The organism is Peptoniphilus stercorisuis, assembly GCF_017874395.1.
In the GTDB taxonomy this organism is placed as follows: Bacteria; Bacillota; Clostridia; order Tissierellales; family Peptoniphilaceae; genus Anaerosphaera; species Anaerosphaera stercorisuis.
Genome location: NZ_JAGGLJ010000013.1, coordinates 37,868 through 56,995, shown reverse-complemented (window position 1 = coordinate 56,995; position 19,128 = coordinate 37,868). Strand labels below are relative to the sequence as shown.

Sequence of the window (19,128 nt, the reverse complement as noted above, 5' to 3'; positions counted from 1 at the left end):
TATTTTATCACTAGAGGTTTTTTAATTTTTAGAGAATTAACGCTAAAGCTTTACGGAACCCCCAGTCTAACTGGGGGTTTTCTATTTACAAAAAAGAGATTAACTTAAGTTAATCTCTTGATTTTATAATTAATCCTTTTCCAAAGTGTATATTAATTTTTGCACTTTTTTCTTTTATTTCATTACTTACTCCCCTAGCAGAATATCTATATATCTTCAGATGATCTGTTTCATATTCCATTCCAATAGTTGAATAAATTAAATAATCGCTTAAAGAGATTAATGATAGATATTTATAATCATCTTTATTTACTTCTATTTTTCCCTCTTCGACATAGATTATTTCGTTGTGATTATCTACAAGTTTTGCAGGAACTTTTAATTTATATAATTTTTCAAGGGACAATATATTTGATATTGTATGATCCATTCTTGTTCCTGTTGCAGATAGTATTGTAATACTACTACATTTTTTTTCTAAAAGATATGTCAGTGCAAGTTCTGTATCTGTGAGATTTTTTTTTGGTGGAAATTTATCAACTTTAATATTATTTTTTTCTAAAAACTCTACACCTTCATTACTTATTGAATCTAAATCTCCAACTAATAAATCAGGCTTTAAATTAGTATTTAAAAAGTTTTTTACTCCACCATCTGCACATATAATATATGCATTTTCTGATTCTTCTTCTAATATATTTTCATCTATATTATTTCCTCCAGAAACTAATACACCTTTCATATATTCATCAATTCTTTAAATTTATTTATTTCATCTTCAGGACTATCTTGTCCAAATATTGCAGAGCCTGCAACTAAAATATCAGCACCTGCGTCTAATACTTCCTTTGCATTACTAAGTTTTATACCACCATCTACTTCAATTTTACATCTTGGATTTTTTTCGTTTATTATTTTTTTAGTCTCTTCTATTTTTCTAAGAGATGATTTAATAAAACTTTGTCCTCCAAAACCTGGATTTACACTCATTATTAAAATTAAATTTAAATCTTCAATTGTATAATCTAATACATCTAAACTTTCTGCTGGATTAATTGCAAGTCCAACATCTACACCATAACTTTTAATTAAATTAATAGTTCTATTTAAATGTTTTGTAGAATCTGGATGAATTGTAATAATGTCTGCTCCTGCTTTTACAAAGTCCTCAATATAGTTTTCTGGATTTTCAATCATTAGATGTACATCAAAGGGTATATCTGTTAATTTTTTAAGTTGTGAAACTATTGAAGGACCAAAGGAAATATTTGGCACATAGTTTCCATCCATTATATCTACATGAACAAAATGTGATTTAGCACTATTCATTGCATCGAAATCTTTTTTTATATTTGTAAAATCTGCTGATAATATTGATGGTGAAATCATTAGTATTTCTCCTTTTCTTTTAATTCATTATAAATACTTAAGTAATTATTATATCTTGTAATTGGAATTTCATCTTCTGATACTGCATCTTTTATGCCACATTTAGGTTCATTTATATGTTTACAGTCTTTAAATTGACAATTATTTTGAAATTCTTTAAATTCTCTAAATCTATCCTTTAAATCATCTGCTTTCATATCAAGATCTAAACTTGAAAATCCTGGAGTATCAAATAAATAAGTTTCATTTTCTCCAAATAGAAGCTCTGTATGTCTTGTTGTATGACGTCCTCTTCTAGTTTTTTCGGAAATATCGCCAACTTGTATTTCTTTTTTCAAAATATGACTTGCTATAGTTGATTTTCCTGCAGCAGAAACTCCACTAAGAGCTGTTGTTTTATTTTCTAAGTATTTTCTTAATAAATCAATTGTAAAATCAAATTTATATGAAATCATAAAAGTTTTAAAACCAGCTTTTCTATAAATAGCCATTACTTTTTCAGCTTCTTCTTTATCTAAATCATATTTATTTATAGCAATTAGAATATCTACCTTACCTTCATATCCTGCAATCATTTTATCAATTAGATTTAAATTATATTTCGGATCCTTTGTAGGAACTACTATTAACACTTGATCAACATTTGCTACTGGTGGCCTTTTTAATATATTTTTTCTGGGATATACTTCTTCAATATATCCCAGTTTGTCTTCTTCATATTTAAATTCAACAATATCGCCTACAACAGGCTTTATATCAGAATGTCTAAAATTTCCACGAGCTCTTGTTTCATAAATTCTTTGATCAGTATATATATAGTAAAATCCTCCTGTTAATTTGACAATTTTACCTTTCATATCTTCTCCTTATAAATGTTGAGATTGAACTAAATTACCATCTACATAAACTTCAAATTTATCGCCTTTACTTCCTTCTACTGGAATTTTTATAGTTCCGTCATCAGGAGTTTTGTGATAATTGTAAATAGTAAATGTCTTTCCATTTTTAATATGTCTTTTTATCTCAATTCTATGTCTATCTCCATCATCTGGCACTGTTAAACTAAAAGTTGTATTTACAGGATCATTTGAATAAGAATCATTTACTGGAGAGTTATCTTCTTTTTCATCATCTTTATCTTCATTGTCCTCATCTGAATCTTCTTTTCCCTTAGAAATAATAAGAGTTATAGTATCTCCATTTTTAGCATCTTCTTTAGGTTTATAATCTACAACTTCATCTATATCAACACTATTACTTGTTGTTGATTCAAATTTAACTTTAAATCCAAGATTTTCTAAAGTTTTTTTAGCATCTTCTTTGCTAAGTCCCTTAGTATCTGGAATATTTACTTCTCTATCGTCTTTTCCCTTAGAAATTTTAATTTTTATATCTTTGTCTTTTAATACTTCTCTTCCTGCTTCTGGCTCTTGTTCAAAGATTTTACCCTCTTCTACATCATCAGAATATTCAGAAGATATATCAACTATTCTAAGGCCTAAATCTGTTATTTTCTTTTGAGCTTCCTCTAAAGATAGTCCTTTTAATTCAGGAACTTTTATTGCATCAGGAAGAATATTTACTACAATATTTATTGTAGTTCCCTCTTCTACTTCTTCTCCTGCCTTTGGACTTTGTGATAATACTTCTTTGTTTGCATAATTTGGATCTTCTTCATTTCCAGAAATATTTACATTTAGTTTTTGAGCTTTAAGTTTTGCAATAGCCTCATCTTCTGTAAGTCCAACAACCTTTGGTATCTTAGCAGTTAAAGTTTGTTCTATTTGATCTTTATTTGAATTAAATAAAGCCTTAGGTCCTATTACAACTATCATAACAAATAAAAGAACTGCAGTTAGTATTCCAAGAATTATAGGAGTAGCAGAGCCTTTTTTCTTTTTCTTCTTTGGCTTTTTTTCTTCTATTTCATAGTCATCTTCATCATTTGATCTTCTAACAACTTTTTTTCCTCTATCTGAAACTGATGCTTGTTTTTTATAAGCTTGTTTAGATGAAGATTTTATTCTATCATCTAAAGGCATAGTTTGTTTCATAGTTTGAGTAAAATCTATATTTGAAGTTCTTCCAAGTTGTAAATTTTTAATATCTTTAATTAAGGCATTTACATCTTTATATCTGTCATTAGGATCCTTTGCTGTCATTTTTAATACAATTGCATCAGATGACTCAGAAATATCTGAATAAGTATCTGATGGTCTTGGCATATTACTTTGAACTTGCATTAGAGCTACTGAAACAGGATTTTCAGCATCAAAGGGAAGTCTTCCTGTTAACATTTCATAAAGTACAATTCCCATTGAATAAATATCCGATCTATTATCTACCTTAGATCCTCTAGCTTGTTCTGGAGAGAAATAATGAACAGAACCCATTATTGCATTTGTAGCTGTTACAGTTGAATTATCTGCAACTCTTGCTATTCCAAAATCAGTAACCTTTACTCTATCATCTTTTGTAATCATTATATTTTGAGATTTTATATCTCTATGCACAATATTTTTTGAATGTGCAACTTTTAAAGCTTCTGCAATTTGAACACAGTAATTTAGAGCTCTTTTTTCTCTTAGTCGTCCATCTTCATTTATAACTTCTTTTAGAGTTTTACCATCTATATATTCCATTACAATATAGTGGATTTTTTCATCAAAGGGCTCTTCAGTTCCAACATCGTATATACTTACAATATTGGGATGTGAAATACTTGCAGCTGCAAGAGATTCACGTTTAAATTTTCGTATAAAATTACTATCATCATTATATTCAGCTTTTAATATTTTTATGGCAACTACTCTATCAAGTTTTCTGTCATGAGCTTTATATACATCACCCATTCCACCTGTGCCAATTTTTTCTAGTATTTCATATCTATTCGCTAATACTTTTCCAATCATAAGAACACACCTACTCATTATCAATCAAAATCAATGTAATATTGTCAACTCCACCATTTTCAAGAGCTTCTTTAACCAAAATCTCTTTTGCAATATCAATTGGATTTTCATTAACTATATCTTTGATTCTATCTATATCTACCATATTAGTTAAACCATCTGAACAAAGTAAATACTTAACACCCTTTTTAAAGTTTTTATATTCAACTTTCATTCTTATATTTTCTGATGTTCCAAGCGCTTTTGTCAGAACATTTTTCTTTGGATGAACTTGTGCTTCTTCCTCTGTAATTTCTCCAATATCTATTAAATAGTTTACAAAAGAATCATCTTTAGTTAATTGTGAAATTTCTCCATCTTCTATTTCATAAATCCTACTATCTCCAATGTTTGTATATATTAATTTGTCATTAAAAATATAGGCAAGTGACACTGTAGTTCCCATTCCTCTATATTCTATATTTTCCTCAGATAGATTAAATATTTTTTTATTTGATATTTCAATAGCCTTTATTATAGCAAGTTCTACATCTTCTTCACTTTCAATTTCTTCATTATTTATAAATTTAGAAATCTCTGATGTAGCAAGACTACTTGCAGTCTCCCCAGCTAAGTGACCTCCCATACCATCTGCTAATATAAATAATCTATCATCATCTTCTGGTATATAATAGGAGTCCTCATTATTGGTTCTTACTTTTCCAACATTAGTTGCTGCTACAAACTTCACTAGTTCCACCTCTTTTATACTTTCGTCTAAGCTGCCCACAAGAAGCATTAATATCTGAGCCTAACTCTCTTCTAATTGTAGCTGTTAACGAAAGTTTTTCAAGCTTTTTCTTAAAACTTTCAACTTGGCCTCTATCAGGTCTTTTTTCATCATATTCTTCAATTGGATTTAATGGTATTAAATTTATATGTGATTTTAATCCCCTTAATAATTCCCTTAATTCAAGTGCATTTTCTTCACTGTCATTTTGGCCATGAATTAATGTGTATTCAAAAGTTATTCTACTTCCAGTTTTCTCTGAATAGTATTTACAAGCTTTTATCGTGTCTTCTATTTTATATTTTTTATTAATAGGCATAATTTTGTCTCTACTAATATTATTAGTGTTATGAAGAGATATTGCAAGTGTTATAGGAAGATTTTCATCTGCTAAATCATAAATTTTGTCCGCAACACCACAAGTTGATATAGTCATATTTCTAAAGCTCGTGTTATGTCCCTTTTCATTATGAAGTAATTTTAAAAATTTAATTATATTTTCATAATTATCAAGAGGTTCTCCACTTCCCATTAATATAATATTTGATACTTTAATATTATATTTCTTTTCAACTTCATAAACTTGCCCAAGCATTTCATAAGGAGTTAGATTTCTAATTAACCCACCCTTTGTAGAAGCACAAAAGACACATCCCATTCTACATCCAACTTGAGTAGATACACATTGAGAATATCCATGTTTATATTTCATCAAAACACCCTCAACTATATTTTCATCATCAAATTCAAATAATAGTTTTTTAGTTTCATCAAGTTTAGATGCATATTCTTCTAAAATTTTCACATTAGCTATTTCTTCTTTATCTTCTAATTCTTCAATAAATTTCTTAGGAAGATTACTTCCATTTAAATCAGTTTTTTGTTGTGAGTGAAATAAATTAAAAAGTTGAGTACCTCTAAAGGCCTTTTCATTATATTTTATTGCAACTTCCTTTAATTCCTCTTCAGTCAAACTATTTAATTGCATTTAATCACCAATCTTTTTTAATTTAACTATTGAAAATCCATCAGTATTATTTAAACTTGGATATAATTTTAGAAAATCTTTATCATCAATTTGTTCTATTTCAAAATTTTCATTCTTTTCTAAAAAGTCATAAATAACATCTTCATTTTCTATTTTTGTTATTGTACATGTGGAATATACTAAATGTCCACCTTTTTTTAAATACATTGAGGCATTTTTTAAGATTTTTCTTTGGATTTCACTTAATTCCTTTAAATCTTCTTCTTTTCTATTCCATTTTATCTCAGGTTTTCTTCTATATAAACCAAGTCCTGAACAAGGTGCATCAACTAAAATATAGTCAAATTTATTCTTAAAATCTTCTCTAAATGCTATTGCATCTGATTTTTTTAATTTTATATTTCTTGTTTCAAGTCTTTTTATATTTTGTCTAATTAAATTTAATTTGTGATTTGAAATATCACAAGCTAAAATATTTCCAGTATTATTCATTAATGCACTTAAATGAGTGGATTTTCCTCCAGGAGCACTACATAAATCTAAAACATCACTTCCATATTCTGGATTTAATATTTCTGATACAAGACTTGATGCTTCATCTTGAATATAGAAATCTCCATCTTTAAAGTCCTTTGTATTAAATATATTAAAGGCATCAAGAACTATTAATCCATCTTTAGACATATTAGTTTTCTCAACTTTATATCCTTGTTTTTCAAGAGATTTCTTTAGATCATCTCTATTTGTTTTAAGTCCATTTACCCTTATAGTAAAAGGTGGTTTTTCATTATTAGCCTTTAAAAGTTCTTCTGCTTCTTCATAGGAGAAATCCTTTAAAATTTCATCTATATAAAACATAGGATGAGAATACTTTACTTCTAAATATTCTTTTCCCTTTAAATCTACTTCTATACTGTCTTTATTTCTTAAAATATTTCTAAGCATTCCATTTACATATCCTGCTGATCCTCTATTTCCATAGACATGAGCAAGTTTTACACTTTCATCTATTATAGAATAATCTGGAACTCTATCTAGAAATAGTATTTGATAAATTCCCATTTCTAAAATTGTTAAAATTATTTTATGAATTTTTCTAAATTTAATTTTAGAGTTTTTCTTTATAATATAATCAAGATATGTTCTATTTTGAATAACTCCTGTTGTAATATTACTTATTAAATTATAATCTCTAATATCGATATCTGATTCTTTTAATATTTCTAATTCTTCGTTTAAAAAAGCACCTTTATAAAAGACATTGTCTATAATAAAAAGTGCCTTCTTTCTAATATTTTTCATACTTTAGTCCCTATCTCGTCTATTACCAAATAGTGCTAAAAGTCTTAAAAGTTGTCCTATTGACATAAGTGTAGATGCAACATAAGTTAGTGCTGCAGCTGATAAGACTTCTCTTGTGCCTATAATTTTTTCACTAGGCATTATTCCATTTGATAATTCTAATTCTGCTCTTCTACTTGCGTTAAACTCCACAGGAAGTGTTACTATTTGAAATAACACAGCTAGTGAAAACATTGCTATACCAACTTTTACAAAAAAAGTTGAGAAAAATAATCCAAGCATTATAAAAAACATAGACAAGTTTGATCCTAAATTTGCAGCAGGAACAAGCATAGCTCTTATTTTAAGAGGTGCATATCCTGTTTGATGTTGTAGAGCATGTCCAACCTCATGCGCTGCAATACTTAAAGATGCAATACTATCTCCATAATAAACCTCTCTTGATAAATTTAATGTTTTATCTTGAGGATTATAATGATCTGTAAGTTCTCCTTGAACTGTTCTAATAGTAACATCACCTAGATTATTCCTATCCATTATGACTTTTGCAGCTTCTGCTCCAGTTAGTCCAGTTCCACTTGAAATCTTTTTATTTTTTGCATATGCAGAGCTAATTTTAGCTTGTGCAATAAATGCAATTATAAGTCCAGGTAAAATATATTGAATATATGAAAGTCCATATCCGTAATACATAATATCCCCCTATTCTAGTATAATTTTTTCTTCAAAATCATTTCCTGCTAAATAAGACTTAATATTCATAGCTTTTTTGCCAGGAAATTGAATTTTTTCTATACTTATTGCTGAATCTTTTGTTTTTACAATTAATTTTTTATTAGAATCCAAAATTTCTCCAGCTAAATTTCCATCTTCACTTTCAACTTCTTTTGCCTCTAAAATTTTAAATCTAATATCTTTATATACTGCAGAAGCAGCAGGTGCTGGATATAATCCTCTTACTAAATCTAAAATTTCTTTAGTATTCATTTCTTTAAAATTAATATATCCAGTTTCTTTATCAATTTTTGGAGCATAAGTTGCCTCATCATGATTTTGAGGAACAAATACAGCTTCGTCTTTTTTATAAGACTCTATAAATTCAACTATTGCCTCAGCACCAAGTCTTGATATTTCACTTTCTAATTCTTCTGCATTTAAACTTTCAATATTTACTTTTTTAACTAATGCAACATCACCAGAATCAAGTCCACGTTCCATTTGCATTATACTAACTCCACTTTCTTTTTCTCCATTTATTATTGCCCAATTAATAGGAGCAGCTCCTCTTAATTTTGGAAGAATAGATGCATGAATATTAATACATTGTTTTGGAATATTTAGAACATCTTCTTTTAAAATTTGACCATATGCTATTACTATAAATAAATCAGCATTTTCAGATTTTAATTTTTCAATAGATTCTTCTGTATTTATACTTTTTGGTTGAAATACAGGAATGCCAAGTTCTTCAGCCTTTACTTTTACAGGAGGAGGTAATAATTTTTTACCTCTTCCCTTTTTTTTATCTTCTTGTGTAACTACTAAAGTGACATTATAGTTTTCATCTAGTGCTTCTAAAATGGGATTTGCTATTTCTGGTGTTCCCATAAAAACTATATTCATTATTCAATGTCTCCTTCTTCTTGAGTTATTTCATACATTTCAACTGCTCTATCAGTGTATAAAATACCATTTAAATGATCTATTTCATGTTGTAAAATTCTAGCTAAGAAATCATTAGCTTCAATTTCTTTTTCATTACTATCTTCATCTAAATAATTAACAATAACATGAGTACATCTTTCAACAGTACCTTGTCTTCCTGGAATTGAAAGACATCCTTCGAAACCTTTTTCATTGCCATCTTTTTCTATTATTTCTGGATTAATTAAAGCAAGTCTTGTACTTTCTCTATCATCAATTACTATAATCCTTCTTAATATTCCAACTTGTGGAGCTGCAAGACCTACTCCGTCTGCTTCATCCATAGTTTCAAACATATCTCTTATAAGTTCTTTCATTCTGTCATTTATTTCTTTTACATCTCTTGATTTTTTTCTTAAAATCGGATCATCATCAGTTCTTATTACTCTTACTGCCATATAATTCACCTCTACAAAAACTCTATATCTGAATAAATTTTATATTTTTCAAAAATTTTACCATTACTTACTAATACCCTTTTTATAATATTTGTTAACTTAGCTAAATCTTCTGGATTGACCTTTAAAGTAAATTTAACTTTATATACATTTTTTATTCTAGGAACAGCTACAATATTTGTAGCCTCAGCCTTGAAATTCTTAATTTCTCTAGTTATTTCAAAAAGCACTTTTCTTGATATATTATCTAAATACTTTTCTGAATTTGATTTAAAATAGATAGATACTAAAGAACTAAAAGGAGGGTATTTAAAAACTTCTCGAATTTTAAGTTCATGCTCATAAAATCCTAAATAATCAGACTCTTTTGAAAATATTATACTATAATTTTCAGGATTATATGTTTGAATTACAACATTTCCATCTTTATTTGATCTTCCAGCTCTACCTGAAACTTGAGTTAAAAGCTCAAAGGTATTTTCATTTGCTCTAAAATCAGAAATAAATAAAGATAAATCTGCTGCAATAACTCCTACAAGAGTTACATTTTCAAAATCAAGTCCCTTAGCGACCATTTGAGTTCCTATTAATATGTCAACTTCTCTATTTTTTACACTATTATATATATTATCATAACTATCCTTTGCAGTAGTTGTATCTCTATCCATTCTTACAACTCTTGCACTTGGAAATAGTTTTTTTATTTCTTCTTCTACTTGCTGAGTTCCAACGCCAAATTGTTTTATATATTTACTTCCACATTCTGGACAAACTCTTAACATTTTTTTTGTAGAACCACAATAGTGACATCTTAATATATTATTACTTCTATGATAGGTCATTGATATATCACAATTATCACATTTTATAACATGTCCACAGTTTCTACAAGAAACAAAGGAAGAAAATCCACGTCTATTTAAAAAAAGTATAATTTGTTCTTCATTATTAAGTCTATTTTCAATTAAAGCTCTTAAATTCTCGCTAAAAATAGACATATTTCCCATTGCAAGTTCTTCTCTCATATCAACTATTTCAATACTTGGAAGACTTGCACCCTTAACAGCTCTACTTTTAAGTTCAAATAAATTATATTTATCATTTTTTGCATTATAATAGCTAATTACATCAGGTGTTGCAGATCCAAGAACTACATTACCCTTTAAATTATTCATTCTTTTTATTGCAACTTCTTTAGTATCATATCTTAGAGCTGAATGGAATCTATAAGAAGAATCGTGTTCTTCATCAATAATTATCATTTTCAAATTTGTAAAAGGAGCAAAAACTGCAGATCTTGCACCTACTACAATATCCACTTCATTATTTTTAATCTTTTGCCATTGATCAAATCTCTCTCCAGCTGAAAGTTTTGAGTGAAGCACTGATACTCTATCTTTAAATCTTCCCTTAAATCTCTCTATCATTTGAGGAGTAAGGCCTATTTCTGGAACTAATACTATTACTTGAGCACCTTTATTTAAAACTTCTTCTGCAAGTTTTAAATAAACTTCAGTTTTTCCACTTCCAGTAAGTCCATGAAGTAGTGATACTGTTTTTTTAGAATTTAAAATTCCATTTACTGCATTTTTTTGTTCTTCATTTAAAATATGATTTTCTGTATGAAATTCTTCATCATAGGGATTTCTTTCTACAATTTCATCATAAATTTCTACAATTTTATTTTTTTCAAGAGTTTTAATTGGAGAGTCAGAAATAGAAAGATCTTTTAATATATCTGATCTTTTTGAATTGTCTAAGTCTTCTAAATATTTAATAACTTGAGTTTGCTTTTCATTAATCTTATACTTCTCAAGTTTATCTTTATAATCCTTAGTTAATTTTACCATTTTTTGTGTTTTAAATCCGCCAGTTGTAACAACCTTAAACTTTACTTTTAAAACTTTATTTTCAATTAGATTTTGTAATAATTCCTTAGATTTTAAGTCTAAATTCTCTACTATATTATCAACTTTTAATTTTTCAAATAATTCTTTTTCATCTTCGTTATTTGTTTTATAATTTTCGTCAAATTCAACAGTTTTTACAATAGTTTTTAAATCTCCTGGTGGCATTAAAGGTAAAAAAGCTTGATTGAATGTAGTTAGATATTTTTCTTTCATAAAAAATCCAAGTTCAATTAGCTCTTTACTTAAAATAGGCTCATAATCTAAAACTTCTATTATTTCTTTTATCTTAAAATTTTCAATATTTTCTTCTAAAATTTCAACTACTATGCCAATTTTTGGATTATTTCCTCTTCCAAAGGGAACTTTAACACGCATACCTAGTTGTATGTTTTCTTCTTTTTTTATTTTATAAGTATATAAAATATCAATTTTAGATATGTTATTTTGAATAAATAATTTGACATATTTCATATTCTCACCTATTATTCCATTAAAAAAGCAAGAGAAACTCTTGCTTTTTGTTAAAATAATTTTACAATTCTATTTAAAATTTCTTCTGCAAGTTCTTCCTTAGTCATAATTTCTAGGGAATCAACTTCACCAGCAGCGTTTATAATACTAGCTATATTAGTGTCAGATTTAAAACCTGCACCTTCTCTTTTTATATTGTTTACAACAATCATATCTAGATTTTTCTTTTTTAATTTGCCCTTTGCATATTCAATTTCATTATGACTTTCTGCAGCAAAACCTACTAGTATTTGATTTTTTTTCAGATTTCCAAAATGCTTTGCAATATCTGGGTTTGGTACAAGTTCTATAGATTCAAAATCAGTTTTTCCATCTTTTTTGATTTTTTCTTCACTATATGTCTTTGGTCTATAATCAGCTGGCGCTGCAGCTTTTATTAAAACATCACAGGAGTTAAATTCTTCTTCAACTGCATTATACATATCAAGTGTAGTTTCAATATCTATGACTTTTTTAACATGTGGTTTTTGAAGAGATGTTGGTCCAGAAATTAAAACAACCTCTGCACCTCTTTTTACTGCTGCATTTGCTAGAGCATATCCCATTTTTCCACTAGAGTGATTACTTATATATCTTACAGGATCAACTTTTTCAACAGTAGGTCCACTTGTAATTACAAATCTTTTACCTAATAAATCTTTTTTAGTTAAAGCTGTATCTATTTCATCAACAATTTCTTTAGGTTCAAGCATTTTACCTGATCCCTCATCACCACAAGCTAAAACATCACTTTGAGTATCTAAAATAGTCACACCTCTTTGTCTAAGTGTGTTTAAATTTTCAACAGTAGCTACATTATTTAACATAAATGTATTCATAGCAGGAGCTACTAAAATTTTAGATCTTGCAGCAAGAAGAACTGTACTTAACATATTATCGGCTATACCATTTGCCATTTTTGCAATAGTATTTGCACTTGCTGGAGCTATTATTATTAAATCTGCCCATTTAGCAAGGGAAATATGTTCTACATCCATATTTGATAATTGATTAAACATTTCTGTATGCACTATATTATTTGACATAGTTTGAAATGTAAGAGGTGTTACAAATTCACAGGCAGCTTTTGTCATAATAACTTTTACATTAGCTCCTTTTTTTCTAAGAAGACTAACTATACCAGGAGCTTTATAAGCTGCAATTCCACCTGTTACTCCTAGAAGTATATTTTTGTCCTTTAACATTATTTCTCCTCAGTGTCCTTTTCATCAGCATTTAGATTTTTAAGTTTTTCTTTTTTTAGAATTTCAAGTTTTTTATTTTTTTCCGCTTCTATTTTTTCATCGTATTCTTTGTTACTCATTTGTTCTCCAAATACAATTTTCTTTTCCATAACTTCTTCAATAGCAATTGATACTGGTTTTTCTGAGTCAATATCTACAAATGGTTTAGATCCATCTACTAGTTTTTTAGCTCTTTTTGAAACTAATATAACAAGTGCATATCTACTATCTGTTACTTCTCCAATTTTCTCAAAGGATGGTATTATCATTATAAATCACCTTTCTTTTCAGCAAGTACTTCTTTTTTTATATCCTTATGCCTTTTTACTCTAAGTTTTTCTGCTGCAATTATATGTTCTATGCTTTCTACAGCATCATCAACTTCATTATTAACTACAAAATAATCATATTCCCCTACAAAATCAAGCTCTTTGAAGGCATTTTTAAATCTTGTGTTAATCTCTTCTTCCGTTTCTGTATCTCTTTTAACAAGTCTATTTCTAAGTTCGTCCATTGTTGGAGGTAGTAGAAATATAAAAACAGCTTCTTTATATCTTTTTTTAATTTGTAAAGCTCCTTGAACATCTATTTCAAGAAGAACAATTTCACCTTTTTCAATTTCATCAAAAACAAACTTTTTTGGAGTTCCATAATAATTAGTATGCACAAAGGCATATTCTAATAATTCTTCTTCCTCAACCATATTTTCAAAATCTTCTATGCTTGTGAAAAAATAATTTTCCCCATTAACTTCTCCAGGTCTTGGAGTTCTTGTTGTTACTGATGTTGAAAATGAAATGTCTTCATTCTTCTCCATTAATGCTTCACTTACAGTTCCCTTTCCGCTTCCAGAAGGTCCTGATAAAACTAATAAAAATCCTGCTGACAAACAATCACCATCCTATGCTTTTTCTTCATTTATTCTTGCAGATATAGTTTCAGGTTGAACTGAAGTTAGGACTATCTGCTTAGTATCCATTATTATTACTGCTCTTGTTTTTCTACCATATGTTGCATCTATTAAATTTCCATCTGATCTACTATCAGTTATAAGTCTTTTAACAGGTGCTGAACCTGGATCTATTACGGCAATTATTCTGCTTGCATTTACCATATTCCCAAATCCTACATTTATCATATTTATAACCATAAAAACCCCTATTCAATATTTTGAATTTGTTCTCTTATTTTTTCTATTTCAGATTTTAGATTTACAACATTATTTAAAATTTCAATATTTGTTGATTTTGAACCTACTGTATTTACTTCTCTATTTAGTTCTTGAATTAGAAAATCAAGCTTTCTTCCTACAGGTTCGTTGAAATTTATTATATCATTAAACTGTGAGATATGAAGAAAAATTCTTGTTATTTCTTCATCTATTGACAATTTATCACTCATTATTGCAACTTCTGTTGTAAGTCTTTGAATATCAAGGTTTTCATCCTTTAAATTATTCTTTATATTTTCTTGTAATTTATTAATATTTTCCTTAAGACTTATAGGTGCAATTCTTTTTAGATTTTCTGCACTTTCTAATATATTTTTAAGTTTTTCTTTAATATCTAGCTTTAAGTTTTCACCTTCTGTATTTCTCATCTCTAAGAAATTACCTAATGCAATATTTAAAGCTTCATTTAAAACAATCCAGTACTCGTCTATACTCTCTTCTTCAACTGTAGTAGTTATTACACCTTGCATACTATATATATATCCTTAAGTGAAATATCATCAGCAATTTCAAGTTCATTTTTAAGTTTTGATAATGCTAAGAAATATTGATTAGCAAGTGATAAATCTACATCTATAATTGATGAAGAAGCATTTAAATTTTCAACATTAATAAATACATCTACTTTTCCTCTACTAACTTTATTTCTTATTTCTTTTTTTATTTTATCTTCTAAGGCCATTAAACTCTTAGGTAGTCTTATTGATATATCACAGTATCTATTATTAACTGATTTAATTTCAACTTTTACATGAAACTTATCATTAGAATACTCTCCCATACCATAACCTGTCATACTATACAATTGTAACACCCCATTTTATAAGTATTATACTTTATCTCTTTAAGTTTTTCTATGTTTTTAAACAGAAAAATAAATAAGAGAACCATCTGATTCTCTTATTTATTTAAAATATTTTTTACTTTACAACTATATTATAAATCTTTCCTGGAACAAAAATTTCTTTAACAATTTTCTTTCCTTCAGTATAAGTTTCATAAGCTTCATTTTCACATGCCTTAGCATTAGCCTCTTCTTTTGTAGCATCTTTTGAAATTTCTATTGTAAATCTAACTTTACCATTAAATTGAACTGGCATTTCAATTACATCATCAATAGTTTTTTCTTCGCTATAAGTTGGCCACTTAGCATCACTTAGAACTCCACCTAAATTATTTATTTCCCAAATTTCTTCAGTAATATGAGGTGCTACTGGATTTAATAAAATTAATAATGTTTTTAAATCTTTTCTAGAAATTTTTCCTAAAGAGTTAAAGTCATTTGTTAAACTCATTAAAGCAGCAATTGCTGTATTTGGTTTTAAATTCTCATAATCACTTGAAACTTTTTTAATAGTTTTATGAATATTAGATTCTAATTCTTTAGAGTATTCTTCAGAATCATTTAAGATATTTTGAAGATTCCAAACTCTTTCCATAAATCTTCTACATCCCTTAACTCCATTGTCTGACCATGGAGCTGATTTTTCAAAATCACCTAAAAACATTTCATAACATCTTAAAGTATCTGCACCATATTCTTCTATAATATCGTCTGGATTAATTACATTTCCTCTAGATTTAGACATTTTTTCGTGGTTAGGTCCTAAAATCATACCTTGAGAAGTTCTCTTAGCATAAGGCTCATTCATAGGAACTACATCTATATCATATAGGAATTTATGCCAAAATCTTGAATATAGTAAATGTAGTGTAGTATGTTCCATACCACCATTATACCAATCTACTGGCATCCAATATTTTATTTTTTCTGGATCTGCAATCTCTTCATTATTATGTGGATCAAGATATCTTAAGAAGTACCATGAACTTCCTGCCCATTGTGGCATTGTATCAGTTTCTCTTTTAGCTGGTCCTCCACAATGTGGACATGTTGTATTTACCCAATCAGTCATTTCAGAAAGAGGACTTTCTCCATCATGTGTTGGTTCATAGTTTTCTACTTCTGGTAATATTACTGGTAAATCTTTTTCTGGAACTGGCACTTGACCACATTTTTTACAGTGAATAATTGGAATTGGCTCTCCCCAATATCTTTGTCTTGAGAATACCCAATCACGTAATTTATAATTTATTTTTTTATGACCAATTTCTCTTTTTTCAACTTCTTCAGCCATTTTTTCAATTGCATCTTTTACTTCAAGACCATTTAAAAATTCTGAATTAATCATAATACCTGTTTCAGTATCAGTATATGCTTCTTTTGTTATATCTCCACCTTCTATTACTGGAATAATAGGTAAATCAAACTTAGTTGCAAATTCCCAGTCTCTAGTATCATGTGCAGGTACTGCCATAATAGCTCCTGTACCATATCCCATTAATACATAATCTGATATCCAAATTGGAATTTCTTTATTTGTAATAGGATTTATTGCATGAAGTCCTTTTAATGGAACTCCTGTTTTTTCTTTTACAAGTTCTGTTCTTTCAAAGTCAGATTTCTTTTTAGATTCTTCTTGATAAGCATAAACTTCCTCAAGATTTTCAATTCTGTCTTCATATTTTTTAATATATGGATGTTCTGGTGACATTACCATATATGTTGCTCCAAAAATTGTATCTGGTCTTGTTGTGAAAACTGTAATAATATCTTCAGAATCTTCTATTCCAAAGTTAATTTCAGCGCCTTCACTTCTTCCAATCCAGTGTTTTTGTTGAGTTTTAACTCTTTCAATATAATCTACATCATCAAGATCATCTATTAATCTTTGAGCATATTCTGTGATTTTAAGCATCCATTGTGATTTTACTTTTCTTACAACATCACTACCACATCTTTCACATTTTCCACCTACAACTTCTTCATTTGCAAGTCCTACTTTACAAGAAGTACACCAGTTAATTGGCATCTCTGCTTTATAAGCAAGTCCACGTTTGAAAAATTGTAAGAAGATCCATTGTGTCCATTTGTAATATTCAGGATCAGTTGTATTTATCTCTTTAGACCAGTCAAAGGAAAAACCAATAGACTTAAGTTGTCTTTTAAAGTTTTTAACATTATCTTCTGTTACCTTTGCTGGATGAATTTTATGTTTTATTGCATAGTTTTCAGTTGGAAGTCCAAAAGCGTCCCATCCCATAGGAAATAGAACATTTTGTCCTTCATATCTTCTTTTTCTACAAATTATATCAATTGCTGTATATGAACGAGGATGTCCTACATGAAGTCCTTGTGCTGAAGGATATGGAAATTCAACGAGGGCATAGAACTTTTCCTTTTCAAAATCTTCATGAGCCTTATAAGTCTCATGCTCATCCCAATAATTTTGCCATTTTGTCTCAATTGCTTTTGGATCGTATTGTTTCATTTTATGCCTCCTCAATATTTTATAATTAGAATTCTGCAGAACCTACTGTTCTAGGGAATGGTATAACATCTCTAATATTGCTCATTCCTGTAATGTACATTACAACTCTTTCAAAGCCAAGTCCATAACCTGAATGTTCTACACTTCCATATCTTCTTAAATCTAGATACCACTTGTAAGTTTCCATATCCATATTATTATTTTTCATTTTCTCTTCAAGTACATCTAGTCTTTCTTCTCTTTGGCTTCCACCAATTATTTCACCAATACCAGGCACAAGTAAATCTGTAGCTGCTACTGTTTTTTTGTCTTCATTTTCTCTCATATAGAATGCTTTGATTTCCTTAGGATAATCTGTTACAAAAAGAGGTTTTTTATAAACTTCTTCTGTTAGATATCTTTCATGTTCTGTTTGAAGATCTATTCCCCATTCGACTGGATATTTAAATTCATGACCTGATTTTTGAAGAATATCTACAGCTTCAGTATAAGTTACTCTTCCAAAATCATTATTTACAATATTATCAAGTCTATTAAGTAGATTTTTATCTACAAATTTATTGAAAAATTCCATTTCGGATTTTGCATTTTCAAGTACATAATTAATAATATATTTTAACATTTCTTCAGCATTTTCCATTAATTCATTTAAGTTTGTAAATGCCATTTCTGGTTCTATCATCCAAAACTCTGCAGCATGTCTTGCAGTATTTGAGTTTTCTGCTCTAAATGTAGGTCCAAATGTATATACATTTCTAAATGCCATAGCAAAAGCTTCAGCTTCAAGTTGTCCAGATACAGTAAGATTAGTTTCTTTTCCAAAGAAATCCTCATTATAGTCTACTTTACCTTCATCATTTAACGGAACATTTTCAAGATCAAGAGTTGTTACTTGGAACATTTCTCCTGCACCTTCAGCATCTGATGCTGTAATTAAAGGTGTGTTTACATAAACAAAGCCTTTTTCTTGGAAAAACTTATGAATTGCAAAAGCAAGTAAACTTCTAACTCTAAAAGTTGCATTAAAAGCATTTGCACGAGGTCTTAAATGTGCTATTGTTCTTAAATATTCCATTGAGTGACGTTTCTTTTGAAGAGGATAATCACTACTTGAAAGAGCTAGAACATCAACTGATTCTGCATGAATCTCTACATCTTGTTTTGCCCCTGGGCTTTCTACAACTATTCCTTTTATAAGTAAAGAAGAACTTATAGGATATTTATTAATTTCAGAAAAATTACCGAGGGTATCTTCATATACTACCTGGAGGGTATCAAAACATGATCCATCTGTTAATTCGATAAATCCGAATTTTTTTGATGATCTACTTGTCTTTATCCATCCCTCTATAATTACAGGTTTATTGATGAATTTTTCGCTATTTTCCAGAATTTCTTTAATATTTAACCTCATAATTCCTCCTAATTTCTTCTATTAG

General features: G+C 28.5%; 19 protein-coding genes. All 19 read right to left on the bottom strand.

Annotated elements, in window-relative coordinates; all coding sequences use genetic code 11:
• Positions 1 to 109: 109 nt before the first annotated feature.
• The gene (locus J2Z71_RS06975; protein WP_210061471.1) at positions 110 to 742 is read right to left on the bottom strand and encodes a thiamine diphosphokinase; all 633 of its coding nucleotides are present in this window, start codon (positions 740 to 742) and stop codon (positions 110 to 112) included.
• Positions 739 to 1,389, bottom strand: a complete 651-nt coding sequence (gene rpe / locus J2Z71_RS06970; RefSeq protein ID WP_210061469.1) for a ribulose-phosphate 3-epimerase — start codon at positions 1,387 to 1,389, stop codon at positions 739 to 741. Before rpe ends, J2Z71_RS06975 begins: the two co-directional genes overlap by 4 nt.
• Complete coding sequence (gene rsgA / locus J2Z71_RS06965) at positions 1,389 to 2,246, bottom strand: ribosome small subunit-dependent GTPase A (RefSeq protein WP_210061467.1); 858 nt, start codon at positions 2,244 to 2,246, stop codon at positions 1,389 to 1,391. Before rsgA ends, rpe begins: the two co-directional genes overlap by 1 nt.
• A 9-nt stretch (positions 2,247 to 2,255) precedes the next feature.
• Entirely contained in the window at positions 2,256 to 4,301 is a 2,046-nt protein-coding gene (gene pknB / locus J2Z71_RS06960; RefSeq protein ID WP_210061459.1) for a Stk1 family PASTA domain-containing Ser/Thr kinase, read from the bottom strand.
• Between the two features lie 10 nt (positions 4,302 to 4,311).
• Positions 4,312 to 5,031 (bottom strand): Stp1/IreP family PP2C-type Ser/Thr phosphatase, encoded by a 720-nt coding sequence (locus J2Z71_RS06955; protein ID WP_210061457.1) that lies wholly within the window; start codon positions 5,029 to 5,031, stop codon positions 4,312 to 4,314.
• Entirely contained in the window at positions 5,009 to 6,058 is a 1,050-nt protein-coding gene (gene rlmN, locus J2Z71_RS06950; RefSeq protein ID WP_210061442.1) for a dual-specificity RNA methyltransferase RlmN, read from the bottom strand. The genes J2Z71_RS06955 and rlmN overlap by 23 nt, the downstream gene beginning before the upstream one ends.
• Positions 6,059 to 7,360, bottom strand: coding sequence for a 16S rRNA (cytosine(967)-C(5))-methyltransferase RsmB (gene rsmB / locus J2Z71_RS06945; RefSeq protein WP_210061435.1), 1,302 nt, complete (start codon positions 7,358 to 7,360; stop codon positions 6,059 to 6,061).
• Between the two features lie 3 nt (positions 7,361 to 7,363).
• Positions 7,364 to 8,053, bottom strand: coding sequence for a zinc metallopeptidase (locus tag J2Z71_RS06940; protein WP_210061434.1), 690 nt, complete (start codon positions 8,051 to 8,053; stop codon positions 7,364 to 7,366).
• Positions 8,054 to 8,062: 9 nt separating this feature from the next.
• Positions 8,063 to 8,983: a methionyl-tRNA formyltransferase gene (gene fmt / locus J2Z71_RS06935; protein ID WP_210061433.1), complete on the bottom strand. Its 921-nt coding sequence runs from the start codon at positions 8,981 to 8,983 to the stop codon at positions 8,063 to 8,065.
• On the bottom strand, positions 8,983 to 9,462 hold the full coding sequence (def, locus tag J2Z71_RS06930; RefSeq protein ID WP_210061432.1) for a peptide deformylase: 480 nt from the start codon (positions 9,460 to 9,462) through the stop codon (positions 8,983 to 8,985). The genes fmt and def overlap by 1 nt, the downstream gene beginning before the upstream one ends.
• A gap of 11 nt (positions 9,463 to 9,473) precedes the next feature.
• Positions 9,474 to 11,843, bottom strand: coding sequence for a primosomal protein N' (priA, locus tag J2Z71_RS06925; protein ID WP_210061431.1), 2,370 nt, complete (start codon positions 11,841 to 11,843; stop codon positions 9,474 to 9,476).
• Positions 11,844 to 11,893: 50 nt separating this feature from the next.
• Entirely contained in the window at positions 11,894 to 13,087 is a 1,194-nt protein-coding gene (gene coaBC, locus J2Z71_RS06920) for a bifunctional phosphopantothenoylcysteine decarboxylase/phosphopantothenate--cysteine ligase CoaBC (RefSeq protein WP_210061430.1), read from the bottom strand.
• Positions 13,087 to 13,395 (bottom strand): DNA-directed RNA polymerase subunit omega, encoded by a 309-nt coding sequence (gene rpoZ, locus J2Z71_RS06915; protein ID WP_210061424.1) that lies wholly within the window; start codon positions 13,393 to 13,395, stop codon positions 13,087 to 13,089. The genes coaBC and rpoZ overlap by 1 nt, the downstream gene beginning before the upstream one ends.
• The gene (gene gmk / locus J2Z71_RS06910; protein WP_210061422.1) at positions 13,395 to 14,015 is read right to left on the bottom strand and encodes a guanylate kinase; all 621 of its coding nucleotides are present in this window, start codon (positions 14,013 to 14,015) and stop codon (positions 13,395 to 13,397) included. The genes rpoZ and gmk overlap by 1 nt, the downstream gene beginning before the upstream one ends.
• Positions 14,016 to 14,027: 12 nt before the next feature.
• Positions 14,028 to 14,276 carry a DUF370 domain-containing protein gene (locus tag J2Z71_RS06905; protein ID WP_210061420.1) on the bottom strand — a complete coding sequence of 83 codons (249 nt, stop codon included), beginning with the start codon at positions 14,274 to 14,276 and terminating at the stop codon, positions 14,028 to 14,030.
• A gap of 8 nt (positions 14,277 to 14,284) precedes the next feature.
• Entirely contained in the window at positions 14,285 to 14,827 is a 543-nt protein-coding gene (locus tag J2Z71_RS08945; protein WP_245311201.1) for a YicC family protein, read from the bottom strand.
• Complete coding sequence (locus tag J2Z71_RS08940; protein ID WP_245311203.1) at positions 14,815 to 15,153, bottom strand: YicC/YloC family endoribonuclease; 339 nt, start codon at positions 15,151 to 15,153, stop codon at positions 14,815 to 14,817. The genes J2Z71_RS08945 and J2Z71_RS08940 overlap by 13 nt, the downstream gene beginning before the upstream one ends.
• Before the next feature lie 124 nt (positions 15,154 to 15,277).
• Entirely contained in the window at positions 15,278 to 17,689 is a 2,412-nt protein-coding gene (gene leuS, locus J2Z71_RS06895) for a leucine--tRNA ligase (protein WP_210061418.1), read from the bottom strand.
• A gap of 25 nt (positions 17,690 to 17,714) precedes the next feature.
• Positions 17,715 to 19,103 carry an asparagine--tRNA ligase gene (asnS, locus tag J2Z71_RS06890; protein ID WP_210061408.1) on the bottom strand — a complete coding sequence of 463 codons (1,389 nt, stop codon included), beginning with the start codon at positions 19,101 to 19,103 and terminating at the stop codon, positions 17,715 to 17,717.
• Positions 19,104 to 19,128 lie beyond the last annotated feature (25 nt).